The 22,189-nt window shown below is 61.7% G+C and carries 31 protein-coding genes; 16 read left to right on the forward strand and 15 right to left on the reverse strand.

Annotation, left to right across the window (positions count from 1 at the left end):
* Positions 1-13 precede the first annotated feature (13 nt).
* A complete protein-coding gene (locus ACXIQ9_RS00320) occupies positions 14-328 on the reverse strand; it encodes a hypothetical protein (RefSeq protein WP_247478621.1) in 315 nt (104 codons plus the stop codon).
* 20 nt (positions 329-348) lie between these two features.
* Complete coding sequence (locus ACXIQ9_RS00325; RefSeq protein WP_459014887.1) at positions 349-1,824, reverse strand: bifunctional orotidine-5'-phosphate decarboxylase/orotate phosphoribosyltransferase; 1,476 nt, start codon at positions 1,822-1,824, stop codon at positions 349-351.
* A gap of 253 nt (positions 1,825-2,077) precedes the next feature.
* Here ACXIQ9_RS00325 and ACXIQ9_RS00330 point away from each other — a divergent pair, with 253 nt between their 5' ends.
* Together ACXIQ9_RS00330 and ACXIQ9_RS00335 are read left to right on the forward strand one after the other, a co-directional pair.
* Positions 2,078-2,278 carry a Nif11-like leader peptide family natural product precursor gene (locus ACXIQ9_RS00330; protein ID WP_010317201.1) on the forward strand — a complete coding sequence of 67 codons (201 nt, stop codon included), beginning with the start codon at positions 2,078-2,080 and terminating at the stop codon, positions 2,276-2,278.
* Positions 2,279-2,358: 80 nt separating this feature from the next.
* Positions 2,359-2,517 (forward strand): hypothetical protein, encoded by a 159-nt coding sequence (locus ACXIQ9_RS00335; RefSeq protein ID WP_010317200.1) that lies wholly within the window; start codon positions 2,359-2,361, stop codon positions 2,515-2,517.
* A gap of 3 nt (positions 2,518-2,520) precedes the next feature.
* Here the strand turns inward: ACXIQ9_RS00335 and ACXIQ9_RS00340 are convergent, their stop codons facing one another.
* The 5 genes from ACXIQ9_RS00340 to ACXIQ9_RS00360 form a co-directional block, all read right to left on the reverse strand.
* The gene (locus ACXIQ9_RS00340; protein WP_459014890.1) at positions 2,521-3,615 is read right to left on the reverse strand and encodes a zinc peptidase; all 1,095 of its coding nucleotides are present in this window, start codon (positions 3,613-3,615) and stop codon (positions 2,521-2,523) included.
* Entirely contained in the window at positions 3,612-4,157 is a 546-nt protein-coding gene (locus tag ACXIQ9_RS00345; protein ID WP_459014892.1) for a rhomboid family intramembrane serine protease, read from the reverse strand. Before ACXIQ9_RS00345 ends, ACXIQ9_RS00340 begins: the two co-directional genes overlap by 4 nt.
* Positions 4,154-4,564: a hypothetical protein gene (locus ACXIQ9_RS00350; protein WP_232197301.1), complete on the reverse strand. Its 411-nt coding sequence runs from the start codon at positions 4,562-4,564 to the stop codon at positions 4,154-4,156. The genes ACXIQ9_RS00345 and ACXIQ9_RS00350 overlap by 4 nt, the downstream gene beginning before the upstream one ends.
* 148 nt (positions 4,565-4,712) lie before the next feature.
* Positions 4,713-5,288 (reverse strand): PCC domain-containing protein, encoded by a 576-nt coding sequence (locus tag ACXIQ9_RS00355; protein ID WP_459014895.1) that lies wholly within the window; start codon positions 5,286-5,288, stop codon positions 4,713-4,715.
* 8 nt (positions 5,289-5,296) lie between these two features.
* Entirely contained in the window at positions 5,297-5,455 is a 159-nt protein-coding gene (locus ACXIQ9_RS00360; RefSeq protein WP_010317195.1) for a hypothetical protein, read from the reverse strand.
* Positions 5,456-5,567: 112 nt separating this feature from the next.
* Here ACXIQ9_RS00360 and ACXIQ9_RS00365 point away from each other — a divergent pair, with 112 nt between their 5' ends.
* The 5 genes from ACXIQ9_RS00365 (at position 5,568) to ACXIQ9_RS00385 (ending at position 8,868) form a co-directional block, all read left to right on the forward strand.
* The gene (locus ACXIQ9_RS00365; RefSeq protein ID WP_010317193.1) at positions 5,568-5,756 is read left to right on the forward strand and encodes a hypothetical protein; all 189 of its coding nucleotides are present in this window, start codon (positions 5,568-5,570) and stop codon (positions 5,754-5,756) included.
* Between the two features lie 82 nt (positions 5,757-5,838).
* Entirely contained in the window at positions 5,839-6,810 is a 972-nt protein-coding gene (locus ACXIQ9_RS00370) for an SDR family NAD(P)-dependent oxidoreductase (RefSeq protein WP_459014898.1), read from the forward strand.
* A gap of 17 nt (positions 6,811-6,827) precedes the next feature.
* Entirely contained in the window at positions 6,828-7,580 is a 753-nt protein-coding gene (locus ACXIQ9_RS00375; protein ID WP_459015766.1) for a sulfite exporter TauE/SafE family protein, read from the forward strand.
* A 177-nt stretch (positions 7,581-7,757) separates the two neighbouring features.
* Entirely contained in the window at positions 7,758-8,249 is a 492-nt protein-coding gene (locus ACXIQ9_RS00380; protein WP_459014900.1) for a WbuC family cupin fold metalloprotein, read from the forward strand.
* Positions 8,242-8,868 (forward strand): hypothetical protein, encoded by a 627-nt coding sequence (locus ACXIQ9_RS00385; protein WP_459014902.1) that lies wholly within the window; start codon positions 8,242-8,244, stop codon positions 8,866-8,868. The genes ACXIQ9_RS00380 and ACXIQ9_RS00385 overlap by 8 nt, the downstream gene beginning before the upstream one ends.
* Here the strand turns inward: ACXIQ9_RS00385 and ACXIQ9_RS00390 are convergent.
* Positions 8,838-9,275 (reverse strand): NUDIX hydrolase, encoded by a 438-nt coding sequence (locus ACXIQ9_RS00390; RefSeq protein ID WP_459014904.1) that lies wholly within the window; start codon positions 9,273-9,275, stop codon positions 8,838-8,840. The genes ACXIQ9_RS00385 and ACXIQ9_RS00390 overlap by 31 nt on opposite strands.
* 29 nt (positions 9,276-9,304) lie before the next feature.
* On the opposite strand from ACXIQ9_RS00390, the gene ACXIQ9_RS00395 reads away from it, so the two are divergent.
* Positions 9,305-10,852, forward strand: coding sequence for an alpha/beta fold hydrolase (locus tag ACXIQ9_RS00395; RefSeq protein ID WP_459014906.1), 1,548 nt, complete (start codon positions 9,305-9,307; stop codon positions 10,850-10,852).
* Between the two features lie 83 nt (positions 10,853-10,935).
* Here the strand turns inward: ACXIQ9_RS00395 and ACXIQ9_RS00400 are convergent, their stop codons facing one another.
* Positions 10,936-11,736 (reverse strand): ABC transporter ATP-binding protein, encoded by an 801-nt coding sequence (locus ACXIQ9_RS00400; protein WP_459014908.1) that lies wholly within the window; start codon positions 11,734-11,736, stop codon positions 10,936-10,938.
* A 56-nt stretch (positions 11,737-11,792) separates the two neighbouring features.
* Between ACXIQ9_RS00400 and ACXIQ9_RS00405 the strand changes: the two genes are divergently transcribed.
* The 7 genes from ACXIQ9_RS00405 to ACXIQ9_RS00435 all read left to right on the forward strand — a co-directional run bounded on the left by ACXIQ9_RS00405 (position 11,793) and on the right by ACXIQ9_RS00435 (position 16,502).
* Positions 11,793-12,578 (forward strand): PAS domain-containing protein, encoded by a 786-nt coding sequence (locus tag ACXIQ9_RS00405; RefSeq protein WP_459014910.1) that lies wholly within the window; start codon positions 11,793-11,795, stop codon positions 12,576-12,578.
* Positions 12,579-12,830: 252 nt separating this feature from the next.
* Positions 12,831-13,013 carry a hypothetical protein gene (locus ACXIQ9_RS00410; RefSeq protein WP_247478567.1) on the forward strand — a complete coding sequence of 61 codons (183 nt, stop codon included), beginning with the start codon at positions 12,831-12,833 and terminating at the stop codon, positions 13,011-13,013.
* A gap of 24 nt (positions 13,014-13,037) precedes the next feature.
* Complete coding sequence (locus tag ACXIQ9_RS00415) at positions 13,038-13,349, forward strand: thioredoxin domain-containing protein (RefSeq protein WP_424173992.1); 312 nt, start codon at positions 13,038-13,040, stop codon at positions 13,347-13,349.
* 127 nt (positions 13,350-13,476) lie between these two features.
* Positions 13,477-13,623 carry a hypothetical protein gene (locus ACXIQ9_RS00420; RefSeq protein WP_247478564.1) on the forward strand — a complete coding sequence of 49 codons (147 nt, stop codon included), beginning with the start codon at positions 13,477-13,479 and terminating at the stop codon, positions 13,621-13,623.
* Between the two features lie 43 nt (positions 13,624-13,666).
* The gene (gene csaB, locus ACXIQ9_RS00425; RefSeq protein WP_459014913.1) at positions 13,667-14,713 is read left to right on the forward strand and encodes a polysaccharide pyruvyl transferase CsaB; all 1,047 of its coding nucleotides are present in this window, start codon (positions 13,667-13,669) and stop codon (positions 14,711-14,713) included.
* On the forward strand, positions 14,704-15,906 hold the full coding sequence (locus ACXIQ9_RS00430) for a glycosyltransferase family 2 protein (protein WP_459014915.1): 1,203 nt from the start codon (positions 14,704-14,706) through the stop codon (positions 15,904-15,906). Before csaB ends, ACXIQ9_RS00430 begins: the two co-directional genes overlap by 10 nt.
* A 119-nt stretch (positions 15,907-16,025) precedes the next feature.
* On the forward strand, positions 16,026-16,502 hold the full coding sequence (locus tag ACXIQ9_RS00435; RefSeq protein ID WP_459014917.1) for a redox protein: 477 nt from the start codon (positions 16,026-16,028) through the stop codon (positions 16,500-16,502).
* A gap of 4 nt (positions 16,503-16,506) precedes the next feature.
* Here the strand turns inward: ACXIQ9_RS00435 and ACXIQ9_RS00440 are convergent, their stop codons facing one another.
* From ACXIQ9_RS00440 to ACXIQ9_RS00450, 3 genes are read right to left on the reverse strand one after another with little or no spacing between them, the layout of a single operon-like run.
* A complete protein-coding gene (locus tag ACXIQ9_RS00440; RefSeq protein WP_247478557.1) occupies positions 16,507-17,379 on the reverse strand; it encodes a transglutaminase family protein in 873 nt (290 codons plus the stop codon).
* Positions 17,364-18,401, reverse strand: coding sequence for an alpha-E domain-containing protein (locus ACXIQ9_RS00445; RefSeq protein WP_459014920.1), 1,038 nt, complete (start codon positions 18,399-18,401; stop codon positions 17,364-17,366). The genes ACXIQ9_RS00440 and ACXIQ9_RS00445 overlap by 16 nt, the downstream gene beginning before the upstream one ends.
* Positions 18,395-19,834: a circularly permuted type 2 ATP-grasp protein gene (locus ACXIQ9_RS00450; protein WP_424162875.1), complete on the reverse strand. Its 1,440-nt coding sequence runs from the start codon at positions 19,832-19,834 to the stop codon at positions 18,395-18,397. Before ACXIQ9_RS00450 ends, ACXIQ9_RS00445 begins: the two co-directional genes overlap by 7 nt.
* Before the next feature lie 188 nt (positions 19,835-20,022).
* Here ACXIQ9_RS00450 and ACXIQ9_RS00455 point away from each other — a divergent pair, with 188 nt between their 5' ends.
* Positions 20,023-20,199, forward strand: a complete 177-nt coding sequence (locus ACXIQ9_RS00455; protein WP_459014922.1) for a hypothetical protein — start codon at positions 20,023-20,025, stop codon at positions 20,197-20,199.
* On the opposite strand, the gene ACXIQ9_RS00460 is transcribed toward ACXIQ9_RS00455, so the two are convergent.
* The 3 genes from ACXIQ9_RS00460 to ACXIQ9_RS00470 all read right to left on the reverse strand — a co-directional run bounded on the left by ACXIQ9_RS00460 (position 20,188) and on the right by ACXIQ9_RS00470 (position 22,115).
* A complete protein-coding gene (locus ACXIQ9_RS00460; protein WP_371820488.1) occupies positions 20,188-20,742 on the reverse strand; it encodes a peroxiredoxin in 555 nt (184 codons plus the stop codon). The genes ACXIQ9_RS00455 and ACXIQ9_RS00460 overlap by 12 nt on opposite strands.
* 32 nt (positions 20,743-20,774) lie before the next feature.
* Entirely contained in the window at positions 20,775-21,011 is a 237-nt protein-coding gene (rpmB, locus tag ACXIQ9_RS00465) for a 50S ribosomal protein L28 (RefSeq protein ID WP_010317109.1), read from the reverse strand.
* 63 nt (positions 21,012-21,074) lie between these two features.
* Positions 21,075-22,115: a mechanosensitive ion channel family protein gene (locus tag ACXIQ9_RS00470; protein ID WP_296415117.1), complete on the reverse strand. Its 1,041-nt coding sequence runs from the start codon at positions 22,113-22,115 to the stop codon at positions 21,075-21,077.
* Positions 22,116-22,189: the final 74 nt, after the last annotated feature.

Genomic DNA, 22,189 nt, shown 5'->3' on the forward strand with positions numbered 1-22,189 from the left:
GAGCTGCGCAACGTCAGAGCTCGATGCAGGCCTTGGCCTGCTCCCCCAGGGGGTCAATGAATTCGACATCGAGCGTCGACTGGAGCTCCTGGGCCTGGCGCACCCGTTCACAGGCCAGATCGTTTTCGCCGCGGTTGAACAGATCCTCTGCCTCATCCGTGAGCGTCTGCAGCTGCAGCTCTTGCTCCTGGCGTTGACGCTGCTGTTCGTCCGAAGCCGCTGGTTGAGGTTGGTTCTTTGGTGGCGATTGACGGGCTGCGGGGCCACAACTCACCAACAGAGCTCCCAGGGCGATCAGACCGGCCGTTGTCCTCAGGAGCCTGGTCACCCGCCTCATCGCATCTCCCCCTATCCCAGCACCTTGGCTTGCTCGGCCGTGAGACGACCAGCATCCAGCAGGGCCTTGGTGATGCGCTGGATGTCCAGCACAGCATGGAAGTCATAGCCCTTGGCCTTCAGTCGCTCGCGGGCACTTTGATCGCGCTGACCGCCGTGATCGATAAAGACCACGACGTCGTTGACCTGCAAACCGGAGCGCTCCAGCTTGGCAATGCCCTCGAGCACACTGCCGCCACTGATCAAGATGTCATCGATCACGATCACGCGGTCTCCCTCCTGGAAATCCCCTTCGATCAGGCGCCTGGCCCCATGGGCCTTGACTTCCTTTCTTGGGTAGATCAGGGGCTTGTGCAACTGCAAAGCCAGCCCGGTTGCCGTGGGTAAGGCTCCATAGGGAATGCCCGCGATGCGATCGAACTCCAGGCCCTCCATCAGTTGCGCGTAGCCATGGAGGACGCGATGGAACAGGTTCGGATCGGAGATGATCTGCCGCAGGTCGATGTAGTAGTTGAAGACGGCTCCTGAGGCCTGGACGTATTCCCCAAACAACAGGCAGCCGATGTCAAAGAGCTCAACGATGAGCACCGCCATGGGATCCGAGCTGGTTTGCTCGGACGCTTGATTGGCCAGCCAGAGCTCGCAGGTCTCGGCTTGTTCGGAGCGGTGCTGCTCCATCCAGCTGGTTCGCCTGCGGTTGATGCGACCTTTGAGTGCTTCGGCCTGCTCCGCTAAGTCGTCTTCAACCAGCAGGTTTTGGGGCATGGGAATCAGTAGGCCATCCGCTGAGTTGCTCAGGCCGGCCTCCAGCAGTCCATCGACCCGTTCTTCTTCGCTCCAGATCGAACGCAGCATCAGCACGCGCTCGGGTGCGGCCTGTCTGACCCGAGAGAGGACCTTGGGGTCACTGGTTCCCACCTCCAATAGGACCTGGTCAGGGGTGCCCCAAAGTTGGCTCTCCCGCACGATCTGCAGGAATAGGGGATCGCTGTCGTTGGGGTGGTACTGGATTCGTTTGGCAGCCGGGTTGGAGCTGCGGCAGGTGATGACGACTGCCTTGTCCCGATACAGCAAAAACGGAGCGGCGATGTCCTGACCCGCCAGGGGAGAGAGGGTGACCGCATCGACGCCCAGGTCTTTGAACAGGTAGTGGGCGAGGGCCGTTGAAGAATTCAGATCGCCGTGTTTGGCGTCGATGATCAGGGGGAGATCGCGCGGCACCAGATCGCGCACCTCCAGCAGCAACTCCAGTCCGAGTGGGCCCAGGGCTTGGTAGAAGCCGAGGCTGGCCTTGATCGCACAGACGTGGGGACTGGTTTCCTCCACCACCGCCTTAATCCAGTGCCTGGCCTGACTCAGGAAGGAACGGTTGCCCATCCCCCGGCGCAGAGCCCAGCTCTGCAGCATCTCGGGGTTCGGGTCGAGTCCCGTCATCAGCAGGGACTGACGCTCTGCGATGGCTTCAGTGAGTTGAACGAAGAAGCCCATCGCCCGCTGGCGGCTTGAGTCGTTGTTAAGGGATCCCTGGCGCCCTGGGAAAGGGCATGACACAGCTCGTTGCAAAACGGAGCAGTCTCATGTGCCCATCAAGGTCGGGGCTGGGGCTTGAAGCACGGCAGCCTCAAAGGGGTTCTGGCGACAGAGCCGCTGCAGTTGAGCCTCAGGAGGCTCGCGAGACTCGCTGCCGATGCCTGGCTTCTGGGCTTTGGCTTTGCGATGGTTTGGAACCCACTCAAGCCTCATGAGCTGGCAAGAACTTGAGCGCTTGGTCGTCGATGCGGAGACCCGTCCGCACTTGCGTCACCTGCTGCGGCGCTGCCGCGATGACAACGGTCTCTTGCTGCAGGCTCGTCTCCTGGGCTATCGCATTACCCGCGTCGATCTGCAGCAGGCCTGGCTACAGCACCGCCAGGACGAAGAGCTCAAGTCCTTGCAAGGCTGAGGGGGATAGCTCGGGATCTGGCCCCCAGCGCTGGATGCCAGTGAGAGCCCACGGTTCGATCCGTTCGCTGCATTCCCTGCGTGAATCTCGAGCTCGATCGACGTTGTTTGGAACTCGCGGTCGCGGACCTCAGGGCGCTGCCCAGCTCCGATCGACCGACGGCCATCGGTCATCTGCGCGCGATCGACTCAGCCTTGGCGGAGAAGCTGACTCTGGAGTTGCTCTTTGAGTTCAGCTGACGCTCAGCAGTCCCTCGCCGCCAGCACCTGGGCCTGCCCCTTGCCGTCCCGTCCGATGGGTTGGGGGTCGAAGTCATCAGCACTGACATCAAAACTGCCGCTGTTGCACCAGAGGGTGAGTTCGCGCTTGGTGTAGCTGCCCAGGGCTCTCCCTTTGCCCTGTTGCATCGCCATCCCAAGGCACTGATCCTGACTGCCCCAGACGCAGCTGGCCGCACCGAGAAGCCCCCCGATCAGATTCGTCGCGATCTGCTGGCCCCGCTCAATTTCGAAACGCCGCACCTCATAGCGCCGTGCCCCCAGCAGGGAATCCCCTGGCTCCCCGGGGAGTGGCCGGCTGAAGGTTTCGTTGGTGTCAACGGTCCAGTTCCCCACCGATTGCCCCGGTTGGAGCTGGCTGCTCAACCCCCGGGTCAGGGCCTGAAAGCGATCCTTGGGATAGCCATGGTGCTGCCTTGAGATGCGCTCGTAGTCGCCCATCTCAAAGAGCAGATTCGCCGTATTGGAGAAGTCGTCCACCTGGAGTGCGCCGACGTTCATCAGCCAGCCGAGAAAGACACCGGTTCGCCAGTCGGCAGCGAGTTCCTCCTGTTTGACGGTGAGCCCCATGCCGCCACTGAAGGGGCCGAGCCCCTTTTCTCGGTTGACGTGATGGCCCCACTCATGGGCCAAGACGGCCAGATCCAGCAAGAGCAGGGCAGCATCGCTCTGGCCCTTGGCTGCTCTGACGCTCTTGCGCAGTTCCAGGGCCATGGCGATTTGTTTGCTGGGGGGGCAATAGAAGGCCATGGGGTGGCGCACCTCCTTCACCCCGCAACCATCGGCGCGATCGCCCGCGAAGAGCAGTTGTGGCTTGACCTTGGTGCCCCAATGGCGGTGAAGCAGCTCATGGGCCTCCCGGAGATAGGCCTGGCGTTGGCTGGCTTGCCGGGACGCCTCGAGCTTCAGGGCATCTTTGGCGGATGCGGCTTCCAGAACCGGTGGGGGTTCCATGCCGGGTGCCCAGGGCTGGGCCGAAGCGCCAAGGGCCATGGCGAGGCTGATGAGGAGCGCACCCAGCGGTTTGCCAAAGCCTGCTCGAGGGATGAGATGAGTCATGGTCTTGATCGCGAGACCACCGCCGCGGCGAGCAGCCCCCCTGCGAAGCCGCTGGCGTGGCCGATCCAGCTCACCCCAGCTGGGGTGAAGAACGGCAAAAGACTGGGGAGAATTCCGCCATAGATCAGCAGGACCGCCAGCGACAGAAGCATGGTCAATGGTCTGCGCTCCAGCCAGCCAATCAACAACAGGTAACCCAGTAATCCATAGACCACACCCGAGAGGCCGTGGGCGCCATTGGGCCACCACAGCCAGATCGGAATGGCCGTGAACAACACAGCGGCCCAGACGGCCAAATAGTCCCACTTGCTCTTGAAGCAGACCAGCCAGGAGAGGGGAAGAAACAAGCCGCTATTGGCGAGGAGATGTCCCCAACCGCCGTGGCTGAAGGGGGCGGTCAGGATCCCCAAGGCCGGACCACCGGGAAGCATCGGCAAGTTCCACTGCCCGCGAAAGAGCAGTTGATCGATTCCCTCCTGCAGCCAAGCCAATGCCAGCAGAGCCAGCGGGATCAGCAGCGCCGCCTTGAGATCCCGCGTCATGCCCTCAGGAGCTGGATCTCCATGACGGCCAGCGCTTCATCAGGCAGGCCAAGAAAGGCATTGAGCCATGCGTCCTGGCAGGGGGCGATGCTGGCGACCCCCACCAGTTGCCCCCTGCCGTCCTGGTCGAGGGGTCGCCCTTGACGGCGGTGCCGCAGCCCCTCGATGGACCCGCTGGTCAGTGCGGTGTCCACGACGAGATCTGAGGCTTGGTAGACGGGTTGACGGGCAGGTCCCAGGGTGAAGCGAAAGCGAGATCGGAAGCGCAGGCTCAGGGCGCCGCTGCTCGGGTCCAGCTCGCCCTCGAGCTGTTCTGGCTGGATCTGAACGCTGATCCCTGGGGGCAGCGGAAGGCCCAAGAGCCGGGCTGTTTGGCAGTCCAAAGGGGGGATGGTCAGCCCTGCCATGGGCACCTTCAGTGCGAGGCGCCCCTGTTGATCGGCAGGGGATTGGAGGACGGGGCCCCCACCACTCGAAGCGTTGTACGAAAACGGGGGGAAGCGTCCGATGACCAATTGACACTGGGCCCCCGTTCGGAGCTGCCAGGAATTGGTCTCAGAAGCCCGTGCGGAAGCGATCAAGTTTTCCTTGGCCGTGCCAATCGGCCAGGTCCTCGTACCCGCCGATCATCGCCCCCTCAATCCAGATTTGGGGCAGTGAGCCCGCCTCCGGTGGGGCCAGCTCGAACGGAATTCCCAGGCTGCGCAGCATGCGCATCGCGCGGTTCGACCAGGGGCATCCCTCGGCAACAGCAAGCCGGATTCGCGGTTGAGCAGTGGAGGAAGGAGCGCGCGTGGGGGCGGCTTGCTTCAGCAGACCCACCAATAAATCGGCACCTTTGAGCACTTCACTGCCATGCTCGAGATGTCCGCCCCAAACCTGGCACTCGCCATCGGAGAAGCTCAGGTGCAGGTGCACACCCTGAGGGGAGATCGTCCCCTGCAGGCTGATGATTTCGAGCTCTCCCGTCAGCACAGTGGGTTGGTCACTGCCGGGGCAAGCAAAAGCGACCCTGCTGAGGTTGCCGACAATGCTCAGTACAAATCCTTCTGCCTGCTGCTGCTTGGCTAGCTCTTCAAGGCTTTTGCGAAGGTCGGCGCCAGGGCCGAGGTGAATCGCTTGAGGCTCCATGCCTGTCGTCAGGCGCCGATTTTTTCATTCGGGACCCACTGGGCTAGGCGCTGTTCGTGGCGCACCAGCTGGTAGCGGTTGAAATCCGTGGGTGAGTTGCCGTAACGGAGCTTGAGCTCGTGCAGTTCCTGACGCATGGACTGCAGGACGGGATTGTTCTCGTTCACTCCCTGAACTCAAACCTAAAGCTAATCTTAAGTCCCTTTTTGGCGCTGCGCTAGTCCCCCTTGAGACAGCCGTGGCTAGGGATGGAGTGGCGATTGATCGAGGTCATTGGTGATGGAGCAAGCCTTTTCCGTGGTGGCGCACCCCCAGGCGCTCGTGGCAGCTGGTGGCCTTCTGGCGCTGAGCTTGGCCTTGGGGCTGGAGCTCAGCCTCCTTGTGCGCCTCCTGTTCAAGCCCGCTTCCACCCAGGTGGAGTCCTGGTCTGCCTCGAACCCTGAGTCCTTCGATTGGATGTACGAGTAGGTCCTCCTGCTCAATGGGCGTGACAACAGCGAGGGATGCGTCTTGGTCGCTTGATGCGCTCACCCCAGGGGATCGCCGCAGGGTGGTTGATGCCCTCCGCTACGTCGGCAGGGATCTCCATCACCGTTCGTTCTCGGTCTCGTCCGATCGGCGCGAACTTCTTTGGCAGGAGATGGATGCCTGCTTGCAACTCGCTGAGCGGCTCTCCGTCACCGTTGACTCCGGAGCGGCTGTCGCTCCGCTGTCTGATTCCACGTTCCGCCCCTGCACCGTGATCACTGGCGCCTCCAGTGGCATTGGTGCCGCGTTGGCTCGATCCTTCGCGCAGCACTCAGAGGTGTTGGTGCTGGTGGCGCGTCGCCAGGACCGTCTGGACGAGCTGGCTGCCAAGCTGGCGCAATCCGCCGCTGCGAGGGTTGTAGCGGTGGCGTTGGATCTCAATCAACCGCAGGCCGTCGATCAGTTGTTGGGGCGACTGGCGGCGAATGGACTCTGGGTCGAGACGCTGGTCAATAACGCGGGCTTTGGGCTGCGGGGAAGCTTCGAGGCGTCCTCTTGGATGCAGCTGGAGTCGATGCTGCGGTTGATGGTGGAGGTCCCGACGGAGCTCACGCGGCTGGTATTGCCAGAGATGCAGCGGCGTCAGCAGGGAACGATCCTGAACATCGCCTCTCTGGCGGGCCTGATTCCGGGACTGCCCGGCAGCACGCTCTACAGCGCCGTGAAGGCCTACCTGATCCGCTTGTCCCAGTCCCTCGCGGCTGAGAACAGTGGCTCTGGGATTCGGGTCATGGCCCTCTGTCCGGGCTACGTCCACACCGAATTCCACGCCGTCCTGGGGGTCGAGCAACGCATGCAGCGTCTGCCGGGGGTGTTCTGGATGTCCGTTGATCAGCTGGTGCGCTGGACCGAGCGCGCCCTCCAGGGCCGCCAGGTCGTTGTGGTCCCCGGACGCTTGAATCGTCTGATCGCGGCCTTGGCCCACTACCTGCCGCTGCCCTGGGCTAACACCCTCAGCGCGGCCTTCTCGCGCCGATTTCGGAGCAGGCCTTGAGCATCACGGAGATTGGGATGCAACTGGGGCTGCTGGCAGTGGCCCTGCTCTCCAATGCCCTCTCGGCGTTGGCTGGAGGCGGGGCTGGACTGGTTCAGCTGCCCGCCTTGATCCTGATGGGCCTTCCCTTCCCAGTGGCCTTGGCGACCCATAAGGTCGCCAGCGTCTCCCTGGGGGTTGGCGCCAGTTTGCGCCATGCGCAAGAGAGCAGCCTGAATGCACGGCTCTCGGCGTTGATCCTGCTCAGTGGACTCCCAGGGGTCTGGCTCGGGGCCCGCACGGTTCTGGCGCTACCGCCCCAACTCTCCACCCTTCTCTTGGGTCTTCTGACCATCGCCCTAGGGGTGTATTCAGCCTGTCGCCCTCAGCTCGGTGCTTCCTCTGGCGGCCAGAGCTGGACAACAGAGCGATTAGCCCTAGGGGCATTGGTGCTCTTCGCCATTGGCTTCCTGAATGGCTCCTTGACCTCGGGGACGGGCCTGTTCGTCACCCTCTGGCTGGTGCGCTGGTTCGGACTGGACTACGGCAAGGCCGTCGCCCATACGCTGATCTTGGTCGGCCTGTTTTGGAATGGGGCGGGGGCCCTGACCCTCGGTGTCCAAGGGCAGATTGCTTGGAGTTGGTTGCCGATGCTGCTGATCGGCTCACTGGCTGGTGGCTATTTGGGGGCCCATGTCGCCCTTCGTCAGGGGGCAGCGCTGGTGAAGCGTGCCTTTGAACTGCTCTGCCTGGTGATGGGGTGCTCGCTGCTGCTGAAGGCACTGAGCTGAACTCAGCTCAGCCGCCGAGGGCGGTGAACAGGCCGACGCTGAAGCTGGTCAGACTGACGGCGATCAGTGGTCGAGTCCAATCGGGCATGGCCGCATCTCATCTCCCACAACAGTCGCTGAGATCCACTGGCCTGTCGGTGTGACTCGCTACCTGCTGCCCTGCGCTTTGCTTCGTCGATGACCTCCCCTGGGCTCCAACTCATTGATCAAGACCTTTTTGATGCGGTGGCTCTACGGGCGCGAGCCAGTGAGCGCCTGCGGATGAACTTCAACCTGCATCAGGAATGTGATCTGGTGCAGCGCTTCTTGAATGTCATGCAGCCCGGTACCTACGTCCGGCCCCATCGCCATTGCCGCCCAGGCACGGGGGAGGGGTTTGAGTGTTTTGTGGTGCTTCAGGGCTCGATCGGGGTGCTGTTGTTCGATGCCAACGGAACATGCCTGCGTCAGGAGCGACTCGATGCAGCAGGTCCCGTTCGCGGCCTTCAGCTGGACGAGGGCCTCTTTCACTCGCTCGTGGCCCTCGCCCCCGATTCGGTGATTTTTGAACTGAAGCAAGGTCCCTATCAACCGCTGGCCGACAAAGACTTTTTGGCTGGGTTTCCCCAGGAAGGCGAGCTTGAATCCGGTCAGCAGGAGCTGGAGTGGAGGCGTTCGTTTGATGTCTGAACTGGCTGCCTTTTTGCAGTGGAATACCCCCAACCTTCTGGCCGATGAGATCCGCGAGGCCGGCTGCCATTGGTTGCTGCTGAAGGGGCTGGGGCTCGACCAGGGACCAGGGCGGCCCAGCGCCGATCTCCAATCCTTGGTCCTGCCGATGGAGGAATGGCAGCTGTCGATCACCACGGCGGCTTTTTACAGCGCGCCCGAGCAACACGAGCCCAGTCCCATCCAGTTCCGCATCCCCCTCACGGCGGCGAACACCTTGGTCTTTGCCCTGTTCTCAGGGCAAATCACTCCGCTGGATCCGGCCGAGTGGTCCTTCTGGTTGGTACCCGTCAGCAAGTTGCATCCCGAGCGCCAAACGATGGGTCTCAATCCTTTGATGCGCGCCTTTGGCGAGGGACTGACCTACGGCGCATTGCTCGAGCAGCTGAAACCGAGCCGGGCCGTGTTCCGCATCGTTCTGGATGAGGAGTCCGCCAATCGATCGACCAGCGATCCGCTCGCTGGTCAGGAATTCGAGAGCTATGACGCGGCCTACGACGTCCTTGAGCGTTACTACGCCGACGTCTGTTGTTCCGATGAGCGCAGCTACTACCGCATCGAAGAGCACTCCTCGGTTTGATAGCGGCTCAGTGCTTCGCGGGTCGACTCAGCGAGGGGCCGCGTTTGCTTCAATTTTGGGCTGAAGGCCCCGCCGGATAGCAAGGCGTTAGGGCAGAAGAGAGCGAGATCCTGACCCTCCATCAGCTCCAGGGCCGGGAGTGGCGTCTCGAGGCGGGCACGAAAGACATGTCTGATCTTTCCCGGTTGGCTTGAGACATACCAAAGATCCGGCGTGCCGATCTCCAGTCGAATTTCCTCCCAGAGTTCCCGGCGCAGCGCTTCCTCGGGGCCTTCTCCGGGCTCAAGGTGCCCACCAAAGAGACCCCAGCAGCCGGGAGCGACGATGCCTGCAAGGTCATCCCGCAGCTGCAGTAACCAGCTGCCGTTGTGCTCGAGAACGGCCAGAGCCACCTGCACTTGGGTCATGCGCGGATGATGGTCGGAGCAACGGGGCCATGCCTGTGTCGAGTTTCCACTGGTTGCAGCGGCTCAGCCTTGCGCTTCTTGCCGCCGCCGCTGTCCCCCTCTGGACAGCGCCGGCCCGCGCCATTGAGGAGGTTCTGATTGAGCTTCCCCTGTTGCGCTCCAGCCTCAGCGTCAAGGTCAGCGAACTGAAAAGTCCCAGTGCCCTCATGGCGGGCCGGAGCGACCTGGCGGAATTGGATCGGGCCTCGGACGGAGCGGTGAGTCAGCTGCTGATGCAGGTCCTCCAGCGACCGATTCCGATCTCGATGATTCGTTTAGCCGATGGGTCCGTCGGCTCACCTCTGCTCGAGCAAGCATTTTTGGTGGTCTCATCCCTCGGCACAATCGAGGGGCGAGATCCCGATCTGACGGGGCAAACCTTTCGTCAGGCGTTGGATCGGGCAAGGGCGAACGCCACTGGTGGTGAGCCCACCCTGGTCGAATTAATCCAGGCCCTTCCTGGCCAGCGGGTGCGCTTCAACCTCGGCCAGGTCAAAGCAATCCTGGGGCGCATGTTGGCCCAACGCGTCCAGGCCAACAGCTTCTTCGCCCAGACCCCACCTGACCTGCTGCCAACGGCTCCTGCACTGTCGTCATCTCCAGCAGTACGACAACGGCAGGTGCGTCTTGCGGTGCCCCATCGCACACAGCCCTTGGAGGTGGTGCTCGTTGAACCCTCGCAAGGGGGCAATGGGCGATTGGTGTTGATCTCCCATGGGCTCTGGGATAGTCCCAAGAACTTCGCGTCCTGGGGGGCTGTGCTGGCCTCCAGGGGCTACACCGTGGCCCTGCCCCGCCACCCCGGCAGTGATAACAAGGAGCAGGCCCTGATGCTGAAGGGAGCGGTTCCTCCCCCGAAGCCCATTGAGCTGGCCCTGCGCTTTCGCGATCTCAGCGCGGTGACAGATGCGGTGGCTGCTGGTCAACTCAGCGGTATGACTGGGGTCAACGCCAACGCTGTGGTTGTCATTGGTCACTCCTGGGGGGCGACGACGGCGTTGCAGCAGGCGGGTCTGGTGCCCCAGGCGACAACGCTCAAGAAGCGATGCCCGCAAACCAGTGATCCACAGCGCAATCTGAGCTGGACCCTGCAGTGCAGCTGGCTCGATGGCGTGGATCAGGCCGCCCTTCGCGATCCGCGGGTCGTTGCAGCCGTGGCCGTCTCGCCGCCCATGTCACTGCTGTTTTCGGTTCCGCAACTGCGCAACGCCAGTGCACGTCTTCTGGTCGTGAGTGGCACCCATGACTGGGTTGTGCCACCTGACCCCGAGGCAATCACACCGATGCGCCAGGCCGTGCCCTTCGGGCACCAATTGGTTTTGGCGAAAGGGGGCGATCATTTCAATCTGCGCCCCGGTCAGCAGGCCAATGGAGGGGTGCTGGGTCCGCTGCTGCTGGCCTGGGTTGAGGCGGCCTATCAAGCGGGCCCCGCGCTCTCCCCGTCAGCCGGTGCGCCGCCACTGCTTGGCACAGGCCCTTGGGGCCATCCTTTGATTCCCCTCAAGGACGTCTCGACCGCGATCCAATCGAACAGCTGAGTCGATCTACCCATCGCCCGTCGCCACTGACTTCGCTTCGATGGCGCTGAAGCCTCCTCACACAGCCCTGCATGGGCTGTTTTTTATGCCTCGCTGTCTCGCGGCACGGCTTGGCGCCAACCCCCTTCCTCCAAAACAGTGATCGGGGTGTCAAAGCAGTCACTGAGGCTTGCGCTCGTCAGCAGTTCCGGGGCAGGACCATCGGCCACGATTTGCCCGCGTTTGATTAGGACAGCGCGTTGGACCTCAGGGATCACTGCCTCCAGTTGATGCGTCACCAGTAGCAACGTGGTTCCTGTCCTGCTGAGTTCCCGCAGGCTGTTCAGGAGTTGATGTTTGGCCTTGAAGTCCAGGCCATTGATCGGTTCATCGAGGACCAGCACCTCGGGTTGATGAATCAATGCCCGGGCGAGTAGCAAGCGCCGTCGCTGCCCATCCGAGCAATGACCGAAGGGCTGACCACGCAAGTCCGCTAGTCCAAGCTGCTCGAGCTGGTTCAGCGCTTCTGCCCGTTGCTGCTGTGTTGGGCGTTGGGGACGGCCTAGCCCGACTGAGCCAAAGAGGCCGGAGAGAACAACCTCTTCCGCTGGCACCGTTGGGATGTAGCCGCTCTGCAGGTCACTGGAGACCAGGCCGATGCGTTGCCTCAGATCCCAGAGGTTGACGGTGCTGCTGCCAAACAGCTTCAGCTCAGAGCCCGCCTTCACCACGGGGTAGAGCTGACGATTGATCAACTTGATCAAGGCGCTTTTGCCCGCACCATTGGGTCCCAGAAGCACCGTGGGTTCCCCTGGTTGCAAGCTCAGGGTCAGATCGTTGAACACTCGCCTGGCACCAAGCCAGGCCTCAACGGAGATGGCCTCGAAATAGGGGGTCGCGCTCATGAACATCAGGTACTGCTTCCAGCATCGGTACGGGCCGGCTCTTTAGGGTCAGGCCCATGCAGCCTTTTTTCCTGCTGGAGCCCGGAGATGGCTTGGTGCTCTGCGGGGCCAATGGCCTGGTTTCCCACGTCGACCGCACGGCTCAACAGCGCTTGGGCCACCACTCCCAGGAGTGGTGCGGCCGCGCGATTGGCGAGTGCTGGCCGCAGTTGTCTGATCTCATCGTCCAGGAACACCGGCGTTTAGCTGAGGGGCCGCGGGACCATGTGCTGCCTCTGCCCCATCCAACGGGGGTTGAGCTGGCCACCCGCCTCCGTCTGTTTGCCTGTGACTCTGGCTTTGGCGTTGGCATCCTCAGGCGCCGGGCGCAACGCCTCGATGCGGCCCCCGAGGAAACCAACGAAGACGCCTACCGCCGTTTGCTCGAGGGGGTCCTGGACACGGCGCAAGATGCCGTCTTGGTGACCTTGGCTGAACCCTTGGACGCCCCGGGTCCTGTCATCGTTTACGCCAACCAGTCACTACTGGATCAGACCGGGTACGCGCTTCACGAGGTGCTCGGCAGGAGTCCGAGGCTCTTTCAGGGTCCAGAGACTTCGAAGGAGAGCACCTCTGCCCTGCGCTCGGCGATGGATCAGTGGAAGCCAGCGTCCATGGAGGTCATCAACTACCGCCGCGATCAATCCACCTGTTGGATTGAGCTCAAGGTGGCGCCCCTGGCCGATTCCTCGGGCTGGTACACCCACTGGGTCTCGGTCCAGCGGGACGTGACTGATCGCGTGCTGCTGAAGCGTCAACTTGCCCAAGAGGCCAGGGCGCTGGCTGACAAGCTCGATCGCTGAAGGGGCCCCGGCCGATTGCTGACCTGACACCCTGCAAGCTGAGGGCTGCTTCACGTCTCTTTACAATTGCGGCACAAGCGGTGTTCCGTTGCTCTCGCGCGTTGCCATCGATTTCGTCAGCACGGTCTTTGGCCTACCGCTGCGGCAACTCGCCTTGGCCTGCAGCTTTGCTCCGGCCTACCTGACCATCCCCGCCGTTCGTTGACATCGCCTTGATCGCGGGCATCGTTGCGACAGCGATAGGCCTGGGAGATGCAAAGCCTTCCTTTTCTGGGTGATGAGCGGATCAAGGTCAGCTGCGATCTTCGCCGAGTTCACCTGGCTCGCTTGGATGCCCTGAAGGAACAGTGGGGTCTTCCGTCGCGGGCGGCTGCACTGCAACGTCTTCTCGATCTTTGTTTCCTCGGCGACATCAGCCTCGATCAGTGCCATTAAGTTGCCGGCACTGCAGTCCTCGCCATGGCAACCACAGTCCTCAAGTTCAGTTCCGAGGATTGCGGCACCTGCCATCGGATGAGCCACTACGACGGCAAGGTTGCTGAAGAACTGGGGTGCAGCTTTGTCAGCGTGATGTTGCAGGACACCGAGACCTATCGCAGATATAGAAAGGTCCTGCTTGCGCAGTATCCCAACAAGGAAGGAATGGGCTGGCCGACCTACCTCGTGGTGGAAGACCCCGACGGTGAGTTCATGATCCACGGTGAACTCAAAGGCGGGATGCCCAAGGGTGACTTCCGCACCAAACTCGCGGCACTCCTGCCCAATCTTTGAACTTTCTTCCAGGGGATCGCTTGATCCCTACCCGCGGAAACGTTCTATTGGCTTAGACAAGCGGTGCTTGAAGGTGGAGTCGCAGCCGTCACCAGCCTGGTTCCATCGGGGCTGCCGGATTGCTCTGATGGATCAAGCCGATCACACCCGTTGCTACGCGATTCAGCACCGAAGCGGTCTGTCCCTCGGGACCTGCACCTCCCTGGATCACGCCCGTGAACGGATTGACCAAGAATTACCGCTGCTGAGGCAGCGCCTGATCGCAGCCGCCTAGTCCTTCAGCCGATGCGAAGCTGGTGATCGCGCTATGCAGTGGTGTGCCTCAGTCCGTTCTGCTCTGCGGCTACTACGGCGAACACAACCTTGGCGATGACGCCTTGTTGCAGGCTGTCCTTGGGGAGCTGCCTGAAGCTTGGACGCCTGTCGTCACCGCGTTTGACCAGGACCAGGTGCGGCAGTTGCACGGCGTCGAGACGGTGCAGCGCCGTGACCTCAAGGCCGTTCTTTCCTGTTTGAGAGCCTGCGATGCCCTGGTCTTGGGCGGCGGAAGCCTGCTGCAGGACAGCACCAGTTTTAAAAGCCTGATCTACTACGCCAGCTTGATGACCGCCGCCCGATTCCAGGGCAAGGCGGTTGTGCTCTGGGCCCAGGGACTCGGTCCACTTCAACGCAAGCGAACGCGGGCCCTGGTGCGTCTGCTGCTCCAGATGACGACTGCCGTGAGTTGGCGTGATCCTGAATCGGCGACCTTGGCTCGCCGTCTGGGGTGCGACGGCGAGCACGCTGCGGATGCGGTTTGGATGTTGCCGCAGCAGCAGTGGCTCGGCCGTGGTGGACCAATCGTGGTCTGCTGGCGGCCAACGCCCTTGCTCCAGGGCAGTGATTGGAGTCCTTATCTCCAGGCCCTGGACCAGTTATCCACAGAGGCAGACCGCGAGGTGTTGTGGCTTCCTTTCCATCGCAACCAGGACGCTGATCTGTTGGAGCAATTCCGCCGGGAGGGGTTGATGCCCGAGAGCTTATCGACGCGCAGTCGCCAACTCAGCGCGAGCCATCCCAGGGAGGCGATGGCCGTGTTTCGCTCCTCTGGTCTGGTTCTGGCGATGCGCCTGCATGCCTTGATTCTGGCGGCCCTCTCCGGGGCTCCGGTCAGCGCCCTGAGTTACGACCCCAAGGTCCAGGCCTGCGCTGATCAACTCCAGTCTGAGGCCTTGGACTTGCGCCAGCGCGGCCGGACTGCTGAGGAGTGCTTGACGCTCTGGCGCAGCAGCTTGGATTGTCCTCCGGCGAGCAGGGTGATTGCATCGATCCGCTCGACGGTGGAGCTGCATCGACGCATCCTGCGTGCCGCCCTATGTCGCTGATCCTGGATCTGGCGGCTACGAGCTGTCTCTGCTTGCTTGTACTCCTGCTGGCTTTGGAGCTGCAACTGGGCCGTGCCCCAAGGCTGAACAAGACGGATTCGCAGCAGTGCCCCGAAGACTGCGGGTGGCTGCGGATTCTCGTGCCCGCCTACAACGAGCACGACAACATCGAGGGATGCCTTGGGGCGATCGTTGCGGCCTGCCCGCCTGACTGGCCGATCGAACTCGTCGTGATTGATGACGCCTCAAGCGATGACACCCAGGCCTTAGCTGAGCTGTGCCGCACGAGCTGCAGCCGTTCTGATCTCCACTGGCGGATTGTGCAGGCCGGAGCGCGACCGAGTGGTGAACGCTGGTCCGGCAAGAATTGGCCAGCAACCATCGGTTCGGAGTTGCCCTGGCCCGATGGGACGGCATCGCGGCAATGGTTGCTGTTTCTCGATGCCGATGTGCGCCTGCAGCCCGGGGTGATTGAGGCTGCCCTTCAAGAGGCCTGCAGTCAAAGCAGCGATCTGTTCACCCTGGCTCCCCGGCTGCAGTGCAGTTGTCTTGCGGAATGGTTGGTGCAGCCGATTGTGGCCACCCTGTTGGGCTTGGGTTTTCCGATTCGGCGCAGCAACGACCCCAACGATCCAACGGCGTTTGCGGCTGGTCCCTTCATGCTCTTTCGCCATTCCAGCTATCGGGCGATTGGAGGCCATCGCGCTGTTGCCGCTGAGGTGGTCGAAGATCTGGCCCTGGCCCGAGCGGTCAAGCAGGCCGGCCTGAGTCTGCGCTATCTGCTTGGCGTTGATCTTGTCGACCTGCAGATGTATCGCTCCTTGGCAGCGCTGTGGGAAGGCTGGACCAAAAACTGGTTTCTGGGGGTTGATCGCAACTGGTTCAAAGCCGTTGGCAGTGTCGCTGTGGTGTTGCTGCTGTTTGCCGCTCCCTGGTTCAGCGCCGTTGCTCTGTTGCTGCAGGGATGGCTTGGCGGTCCGATTGAGCAAATGGCGATTTGGGCTGTGGGCTGCTCCATCGCCCTGGTCTTGGCGATCCGTCTGTGGAGTGCCTGGCGCTTTGGCACACCGATCAAATTCTGGTGGTTGAGTTGGCTTGGGGCGTTGCTGATTGCGGCCATCGTGCCCGCCAGTATTTGGAAGACGACCACCGGACGTGGTTGGACCTGGCGTGGGCGCCAGCTCGAGGGCTGACGCTTAGGCGCTAATCCTGAATTGCGTAGTGCTGTACACGCCCTGGAGACCAGGGAGTGCGGTTCATTGGGCTATCCCACGGACGCAGCATGTCGTCAGGAACAGCGACCCAAGCTCAGATGTTTGAGCTGATCCCCTACGAGAAGTTCCGCGATACCCCTGCGGTTCGTTTCTTCAATATCACCGTCGACAACTCCAACGCGCGGGATCTGGTCATCCATAGCGGACCGGCCGTTAGTCCACCGGATGAGCCCAACACGGGCGCCTGGCAGTTCTATCTCCACCCCCATCAAGAGGACAATCTGCTCGCTCTGACCGGGGGTCGCCTGTTCTACTTGGTGAACTTCGGCTGGAATTATCCGTATCACATTGTTCGTCTTGAAACCGGTGGTGACATTCTCCGGATTCCGCCCGGAACCTTCCACCGTTCGATCTCGGATGAGGAGGGATCGGTCGTACTGAATCAGGCAATCCGTGATCCGGGTGCCAGCGTTGCCCGCGAGTTTCGCGTCTACAACAGTCGACTCATTCCTCGTCTGTTTGCGACCACCTTTCGCTCAGCGCCGTTGCCCAAGTTGCATGGCGTCAGCTGGTAGGCGTTCAACGGGACTGGGCCGAGCAGAGGATTTCGGCCTGGATCTCCCAATTCAGCGTGCTTTGAACCCCCGTCGGCCCTGAAAACGTGCCGCTGACCGCCGCCGTGAGATCTGATTTCGAAGAGGTCACCACGGGGATGTAGCGATCATCCACCGCCCCCTTGCCACTGGCATCGAACCCTCGCCAGCCTGCTCCCTGGAGGTAGACCTCGGTCCAGGCGTGCAGGTCGTAGCGCTCAGGTTTGGGCTCCACAAGGTGATAGCCACTGACAAACCGGGCTGGAAGTCCAACGCTGCGGCAGCACTCGATCATCAGCATGGCGAGATCACGGCAGGAGCCGATCCGCTCCTTCAGTGTCCGGCCCGCAGGCCAAGCGGGGCCTTGATGGCGCTCGGTGTATTTGACGCGGTCCTGAATGATCTCGATCAGCTGCTGCAAAAAGCTCAGGCAGCTGCCATCACTGCCTGTGAGGGCTTCTTGGGCCAGATCGACAGCGGCGGCATCATGTTGCCCGTTGGGCAACCAACCTTGGAGGTTGCTCATGAGATCGGGGTTCAGCCTGCCGATGGCGAGCGGCAGGTTCAACATCGTTTCGTCCAGGCAGGCTTCGATCAGGGGTGGTGTGAACGTCTCAACCTCGCTCGTGGCCACCACTTGAAAACAATCGGTTTCCTGGAGAAACCGTGCCCGGGTGATGGTGTCGCCACCTGCTGCCATCAGCTCATAGAGCTGGCTCGGCTCAGGCTCGATGCTCAGTTTGAAATCGATTAGACGCTGAAACCCATGGGGCCTGGGCCGCAGGCAAAAACGATGGGGTCCCAGCAGCACGGGCTGGCTGTAGCGGTAGTCGAAGCGATGAATTAAGCGGGCGCGCATGCCAGGTCTTGACCGGAAGCGGTGGTGGACAGGGAGGTGGAGCTCACGGGGATCACGGTTGTGTCTTCGGGGCTCAGTCCGCCCGGAAGCACGAAGTAGCGAGCGTGAATCAGATTGTGCAGCTGGTTGAGGTCCTGCTGAAGACCATCAATCGCCTCATGGAGGCCACCTGCGATCAGCGTTTCAATTTTGCTGAAACTCCAGCGGGCCTGCGTCAGACCCACCATGCACTCGAGGTCGTCGGGCGTCCCGGCGGCGGCATCGCGCCCGATCACCTGAAGCGTCTCATGGATCCGCTCGAGGCAGTAGCGCACCGACCTCGGGAAGAGGGGATTGAGCAGCAGGAAGGACGCCACCGCTTCCGGTGAAATCACCCCAACGTTGGATTGCCTGAACATCTGATAAGCGCCAGCACTGCGCAGCAGAGACATCCACTGCAACTCGTCGAGTACCCCGCCGACGTCATCAGGGCTCGGGAGCAAAAGGAAGTACTTCACATCAAGGATGCGAGTGGTCTTATCCGCCCTCTCAATCAGCCGACCGAGTCGGCTGAACTGCCAGGAAAGATCCCGACTGAGGGTGGCATCGGTAATTCCGTAAAACAATTGGCAGCCACGCCGGATCTCCCTGAGCTGCTCTGGGGTCGGCTCCTCCCAAAACCCGTCGTTCTCGACCAGGGTCCAGTAGAGACCATTGAGCTGCTCCCACATCTCACTGGTGATGACGTCCCGGATCTGCCTGGCGTTTTCCCTGGCCAGCGCGATGCAGTTGACGATGCTGTTGGGGTTGGCCTCAGCGCGGATGAGAAATTCAAGAACCTGCTGCTCAGCTCCACCGGGGTAGAGCGCATCAAACAGAGAGCGATGACCACTGGCATCGATCAGGGGTTGCCAGGGCTCTGCGCTACCAGGGGGGCAGTCCAGCGCCATGGCAGCACTGACCTCGACAAAGCGGGAGATGTTCTCGGCCCGCTCCACATAGCGGTTGATCCAATAGAGGGAATCCGCGACGCGGCTCAGCATGGGGCGTCCTCCACGATCCAGGTGTCCTTGCACCCGCCGCCCTGGGAGGAATTCACCACCAGTGATCCCCGCTTGAGGGCCACGCGGGTTAACCCGCCTGGTGTGACCCAGGTGGTTTTGCCCCGCAGGATGTAGGGCCGCAGATCCACATGGCAGGGGTAGAGCTCGCCGTCACTGAGGGAGGGGACGGTGGAGAGCTCCAGGGTGGGTTGGGCAATGAAGTTGCGCGGATTGGCCTCGATCTTCGTCGCGAAGTCTTGAATCTCCTCGTCACTGGCATGGGGTCCGATCAACATCCCATAGCCTCCAGCTTCCGAGACGGCTTTCACCACCAGCTCCCGTAGATGGCTTAGTACATAGGAGCGATCTTCAGCTTTAGAGCAGAGGTAGGTGGGGACGTTTTGGATGATGGCTTCCTCCCCGAGGTAGTAGCGCACCATCTCCGGCACATAGGCGTAGATCAGCTTGTCGTCGGCAATTCCAGTTCCAGGAGCGTTGGCAATCGCCACCCGTCCCTGGGCATAGACCTCCATCAGTCCGCGGACCCCCAGCATTGAATCGCTGCGGAAGACGGCGGGATCGAGGAAGTCATCATCAATGCGCCGGTAGATCACATCGACGGTCTCCAATCCACGGGTCGTGCGCATCCAAACCCGTCCGTCTTCACAGGCCAAGTCCCTGCCCTCGACGAGGGGAATGCCCATCTGTTGAGCCAGATAGCTGTGCTCGAAATAGGCGCTGTTGAACACCCCGGGGGTCAGCAGGACGACCCGGGGGGAGTCGGTCCAGGGCGCCAGCTCCCTCAGGGTCTGCAGCAGCTGGGAGGGGTAGCGATCAATCGGCTGGACGACCCGGCCACTAAACAGGCTCGGGAACATCCGTTTCATCACCCTCCTGTTCTCCAGGAAATAGGCGACACCAGAAGGACATCTCAGGTTGTCCTCCAGGACGCGCCAGGTTCCTTCTCCATCACGGATCAGATCAAGCCCGGAGATTTGACACCATTTGCCCAAGGGGGGCTTGAACCCTTGAAGCTCGCGCCTCCACCCCAGGGAACTTTCCACGTGCTCCCGCGGAATAACCCCATCTCGGATGATGCGTTGCTCGCCGTAGATGTCACCCAGAAATTGATCAATCGCCTCTAGGCGCTGGGACAGTCCTCGCTCTAGACGCTCCCACTCCTTCGAGCGAATCAAGCGTGGCAGCGGGTCGAATGGAAGGATCCGTTCCCCCACGCGTCCTCCCGAATCATTCAGCCTGAAGGTGGCCCCGAGTCGCTTCAGTAGGACTCCAGCGGCGGCGTGATTGCGGTTGAGTTTCTCGATCCCGAGTGCACCCAGGGAGTTCACCAGGGGCTTGAGGCCGGAGCGAGGGCCTTCGGCGGCACTGAAGTATTCGTCATATCCCTTCTTTGGCCTGTACTCGGTAAACATTGCTCGAGTGGAATTGGGGCAAGCATGCAGAGCAGTCAGACCCCTTCAGGTTCCATTCGCTACCAAAGTCCACCCCGGTTCGTGGCCACCCCCATCACTTGTAGTGGTCGCTACGGATGATGAGTTGATGCACCTATGGCAAGGGTTCGATCGCCGAGCCAGCCTCTGCTCGTTGCTCCTGAAGACCCATGGCCCAGGTCCCTGTGCTGGTCGATTCCCAAGGGGGAGTGATCTATCAGCTGCGCTCCAGCGAAGGCGAGCTTTATCAAGTGCGATTTGAGGACAACTGCCTGTTCTGCGACAGCCTCCCTGCAGGTCAAGCCCACCTGAGGCTGCTGGAGCAGCGCGCAGCCTTAGGCCTGTAGCTCATCCAGCCGCTTCAGGATCTCCTGGCTGTGGCCTAGGGGCCGTACCCCTAACCAGCGCTCTTTAAGAACCCCTTCTGGGTCAATCAAAAAGGTGTGACGTTGGGAGAAGGGCGGGATCCAGCTGCCGTAGCGCTTACTGGTTTCTCCTCCGGGATCAGAGAGCAGCGGGTAGGTCAACGCCTCGCTTCCGCAGAACTCTTTGTGGGAGTCCGTGTCGTCTGCGCTGATTCCGACCACTTCGGCATTGCGGGCATGGAACAGCTGCAGATCCCGTTGAAAGCCTTTGGCCTCCAAGGTGCACCCCTCCGTGAAATCTCGGGGATAGAAGTAGAGCACCACCCAGCTCCCTTTGAAATCGCTCAGGCTGCGTACGGCTTCGACGGCCCCCCCCTCGCCTGGAACCACGCCGGAGAGCCCAAAGCCAGGGGCCGGTTGATCGAGATCGGGCAGGGTCCCTCCCATCGAAAAGGCCTGCCGGGGGAGTCCCAGCAGGCCTAAGGCCGCAGCACCAAACGAAACAAGCAGGTTGCGGCGGTTCAACTTGATCCTGGGAGAACTCCCAGGATTGAAGCTCAGATCTTGGCCAGGTTGATGCCCAGCTGCTTGGCGTAGGCGCCCAGGCCCTTCTTTTGAATGGTCTTCAGGGCACGGGTGGAGACCCGCAGTTTCACGTAACGGTTGCCTTCAGCCCACCACAGACGGCGCTCTTGCAGGTTCACCTGCTGGAGCTTCTTCGTGCGGATGTGCGAGTGGGAGACGGCCATGCCGTTGTTGGCGCGCTTGCCGGTGAGTTGGCAGACCCGGGACATGACCGATCTTCTAAAAACACAACTTCGGGCAAATTGCCCAAGCACCCACCATAGCAAGTCGGGTCACACCCCAGAACCCAAGGCCTCAGTGCAGTTGTGCAGGTGCAAGGTTTGCGTCGGGAAGGCAAACTCAATGCCCTCCTGGGCGAAGCGTTGGACGATCGCCAGGTTGATCCGTTGCTGGGCTTCCATCGCCTGGACGTAGTCGTTCGAAGGAACGAAATAGACCAACTCAAAATCAAGGCTGCTGCTGTTGAAGGCCACGAAATGGGCCCGGTCAAAGCGGGCATCGCCCCCCTGCTCCACGATCGCTTTCAACAGGCCAGGGATCCGTTCCAGTACGGCGTGGCTGGTGTCGTAGGTCACCCCCAGCCGATAGATCAGCCGCCGCTCTTGCATCTCCCCATAGTTCGCCACCACCGAGCTGGTCAGGGCGCTGTTGCTCATGACGATCGCTTCGCCGTTGATGCTGCGCAGACGGGTCGAACGCACCCCCACCCTCTCCACCGTTCCCCAGACCTCTCCGACTTGGATGAATTGACCGGGTTGGAAGGGCTTGTCAAGAAGGATGGTGATGTATTCGAAGAATTCAGAGACCGGCTGCTTTAAGGCCAAGCCTGCCCCGATGCCACCGGCGCTCAGCAGAGCCCAGATCGCAGCCATCTGGACACCGATGTTCTGCAGATAGAGGACAGCGCCGACGCACCAGACCAACGCTCGCAACATCGGCGCGAGGGCGCGGAGCATGTTGCCGACCGCTGGATCTCCGCTGTGGGCCGCGGAGCGTTGCAGCAACCGCAGGCTGATGCGGTTGACCAGCCGCACCAGGAACACCACCAGGATGAGTTTCGAGATGGTGAAGACCACCCGATCCGCCTCCGGAGAGGTCGGCAGCAGCCACCAGGCCCAACTGGCGCTGATGACCCAGCCGAGGATTGGGATCGTGTCCGTGATGACCTGAACGATGAAGTCATCGGTTTCGCTTCGCGTTCGCCGTGTCAGACGACCGAAGAAGATCCCGAAGATCCTTGCTGCCAGAAGGGACAGCAACCCACCGCCGAGTAGGGCCGCCACTGCAGGCGCAGTACTCCAGAGCGAGGTCATCGGCAGACGCGACTTTTGAGCTGTTTCCACTGTCTCGTGCTGCGTCAAGCCCCTGACAGATCCGCTTGAAGCCC

It is taken from the genome of Synechococcus sp. LTW-G, from assembly GCF_054459035.1.

Bases quoted from the DNA above. Each gene is read 5' to 3' on its own strand.
- ACXIQ9_RS00325 (WP_459014887.1), bottom strand. From the start codon at position 1,824: ATGGGCTTCTTCGTTCAACTCACTGAAGCCATCGCAGAGCGTCAGTCC.
- ACXIQ9_RS00330 (WP_010317201.1), top strand. From the start codon at position 2,078: ATGAGCTGGCAAGAACTTGAGCGCTTGGTCGTCGATGCGGAGACCCGT.
- ACXIQ9_RS00340 (WP_459014890.1), bottom strand. From the start codon at position 3,615: ATGACTCATCTCATCCCTCGAGCAGGCTTTGGCAAACCGCTGGGTGCG.
- ACXIQ9_RS00345 (WP_459014892.1), bottom strand. From the start codon at position 4,157: ATGACGCGGGATCTCAAGGCGGCGCTGCTGATCCCGCTGGCTCTGCTG.
- ACXIQ9_RS00350 (WP_232197301.1), bottom strand. From the start codon at position 4,564: ATGGCAGGGCTGACCATCCCCCCTTTGGACTGCCAAACAGCCCGGCTC.
- ACXIQ9_RS00355 (WP_459014895.1), bottom strand. From the start codon at position 5,288: ATGGAGCCTCAAGCGATTCACCTCGGCCCTGGCGCCGACCTTCGCAAA.
- ACXIQ9_RS00365 (WP_010317193.1), top strand. From the start codon at position 5,568: ATGGAGCAAGCCTTTTCCGTGGTGGCGCACCCCCAGGCGCTCGTGGCA.
- ACXIQ9_RS00375 (WP_459015766.1), top strand. From the start codon at position 6,828: ATGCAACTGGGGCTGCTGGCAGTGGCCCTGCTCTCCAATGCCCTCTCG.
- ACXIQ9_RS00380 (WP_459014900.1), top strand. From the start codon at position 7,758: ATGACCTCCCCTGGGCTCCAACTCATTGATCAAGACCTTTTTGATGCG.
- ACXIQ9_RS00385 (WP_459014902.1), top strand. From the start codon at position 8,242: ATGTCTGAACTGGCTGCCTTTTTGCAGTGGAATACCCCCAACCTTCTG.
- ACXIQ9_RS00390 (WP_459014904.1), bottom strand. From the start codon at position 9,275: ATGACCCAAGTGCAGGTGGCTCTGGCCGTTCTCGAGCACAACGGCAGC.
- ACXIQ9_RS00395 (WP_459014906.1), top strand. From the start codon at position 9,305: ATGCCTGTGTCGAGTTTCCACTGGTTGCAGCGGCTCAGCCTTGCGCTT.
- ACXIQ9_RS00400 (WP_459014908.1), bottom strand. From the start codon at position 11,736: ATGAGCGCGACCCCCTATTTCGAGGCCATCTCCGTTGAGGCCTGGCTT.
- ACXIQ9_RS00405 (WP_459014910.1), top strand. From the start codon at position 11,793: ATGCAGCCTTTTTTCCTGCTGGAGCCCGGAGATGGCTTGGTGCTCTGC.
- ACXIQ9_RS00410 (WP_247478567.1), top strand. From the start codon at position 12,831: ATGCAAAGCCTTCCTTTTCTGGGTGATGAGCGGATCAAGGTCAGCTGC.
- ACXIQ9_RS00415 (WP_424173992.1), top strand. From the start codon at position 13,038: ATGGCAACCACAGTCCTCAAGTTCAGTTCCGAGGATTGCGGCACCTGC.
- ACXIQ9_RS00420 (WP_247478564.1), top strand. From the start codon at position 13,477: ATGGATCAAGCCGATCACACCCGTTGCTACGCGATTCAGCACCGAAGC.
- ACXIQ9_RS00430 (WP_459014915.1), top strand. From the start codon at position 14,704: ATGTCGCTGATCCTGGATCTGGCGGCTACGAGCTGTCTCTGCTTGCTT.
- ACXIQ9_RS00435 (WP_459014917.1), top strand. From the start codon at position 16,026: ATGTTTGAGCTGATCCCCTACGAGAAGTTCCGCGATACCCCTGCGGTT.
- ACXIQ9_RS00440 (WP_247478557.1), bottom strand. From the start codon at position 17,379: ATGCGCGCCCGCTTAATTCATCGCTTCGACTACCGCTACAGCCAGCCC.
- ACXIQ9_RS00445 (WP_459014920.1), bottom strand. From the start codon at position 18,401: ATGCTGAGCCGCGTCGCGGATTCCCTCTATTGGATCAACCGCTATGTG.
- ACXIQ9_RS00450 (WP_424162875.1), bottom strand. From the start codon at position 19,834: ATGTTTACCGAGTACAGGCCAAAGAAGGGATATGACGAATACTTCAGT.
- ACXIQ9_RS00455 (WP_459014922.1), top strand. From the start codon at position 20,023: ATGGCCCAGGTCCCTGTGCTGGTCGATTCCCAAGGGGGAGTGATCTAT.
- rpmB (WP_010317109.1), bottom strand. From the start codon at position 21,011: ATGTCCCGGGTCTGCCAACTCACCGGCAAGCGCGCCAACAACGGCATG.
- ACXIQ9_RS00470 (WP_296415117.1), bottom strand. From the start codon at position 22,115: ATGACCTCGCTCTGGAGTACTGCGCCTGCAGTGGCGGCCCTACTCGGC.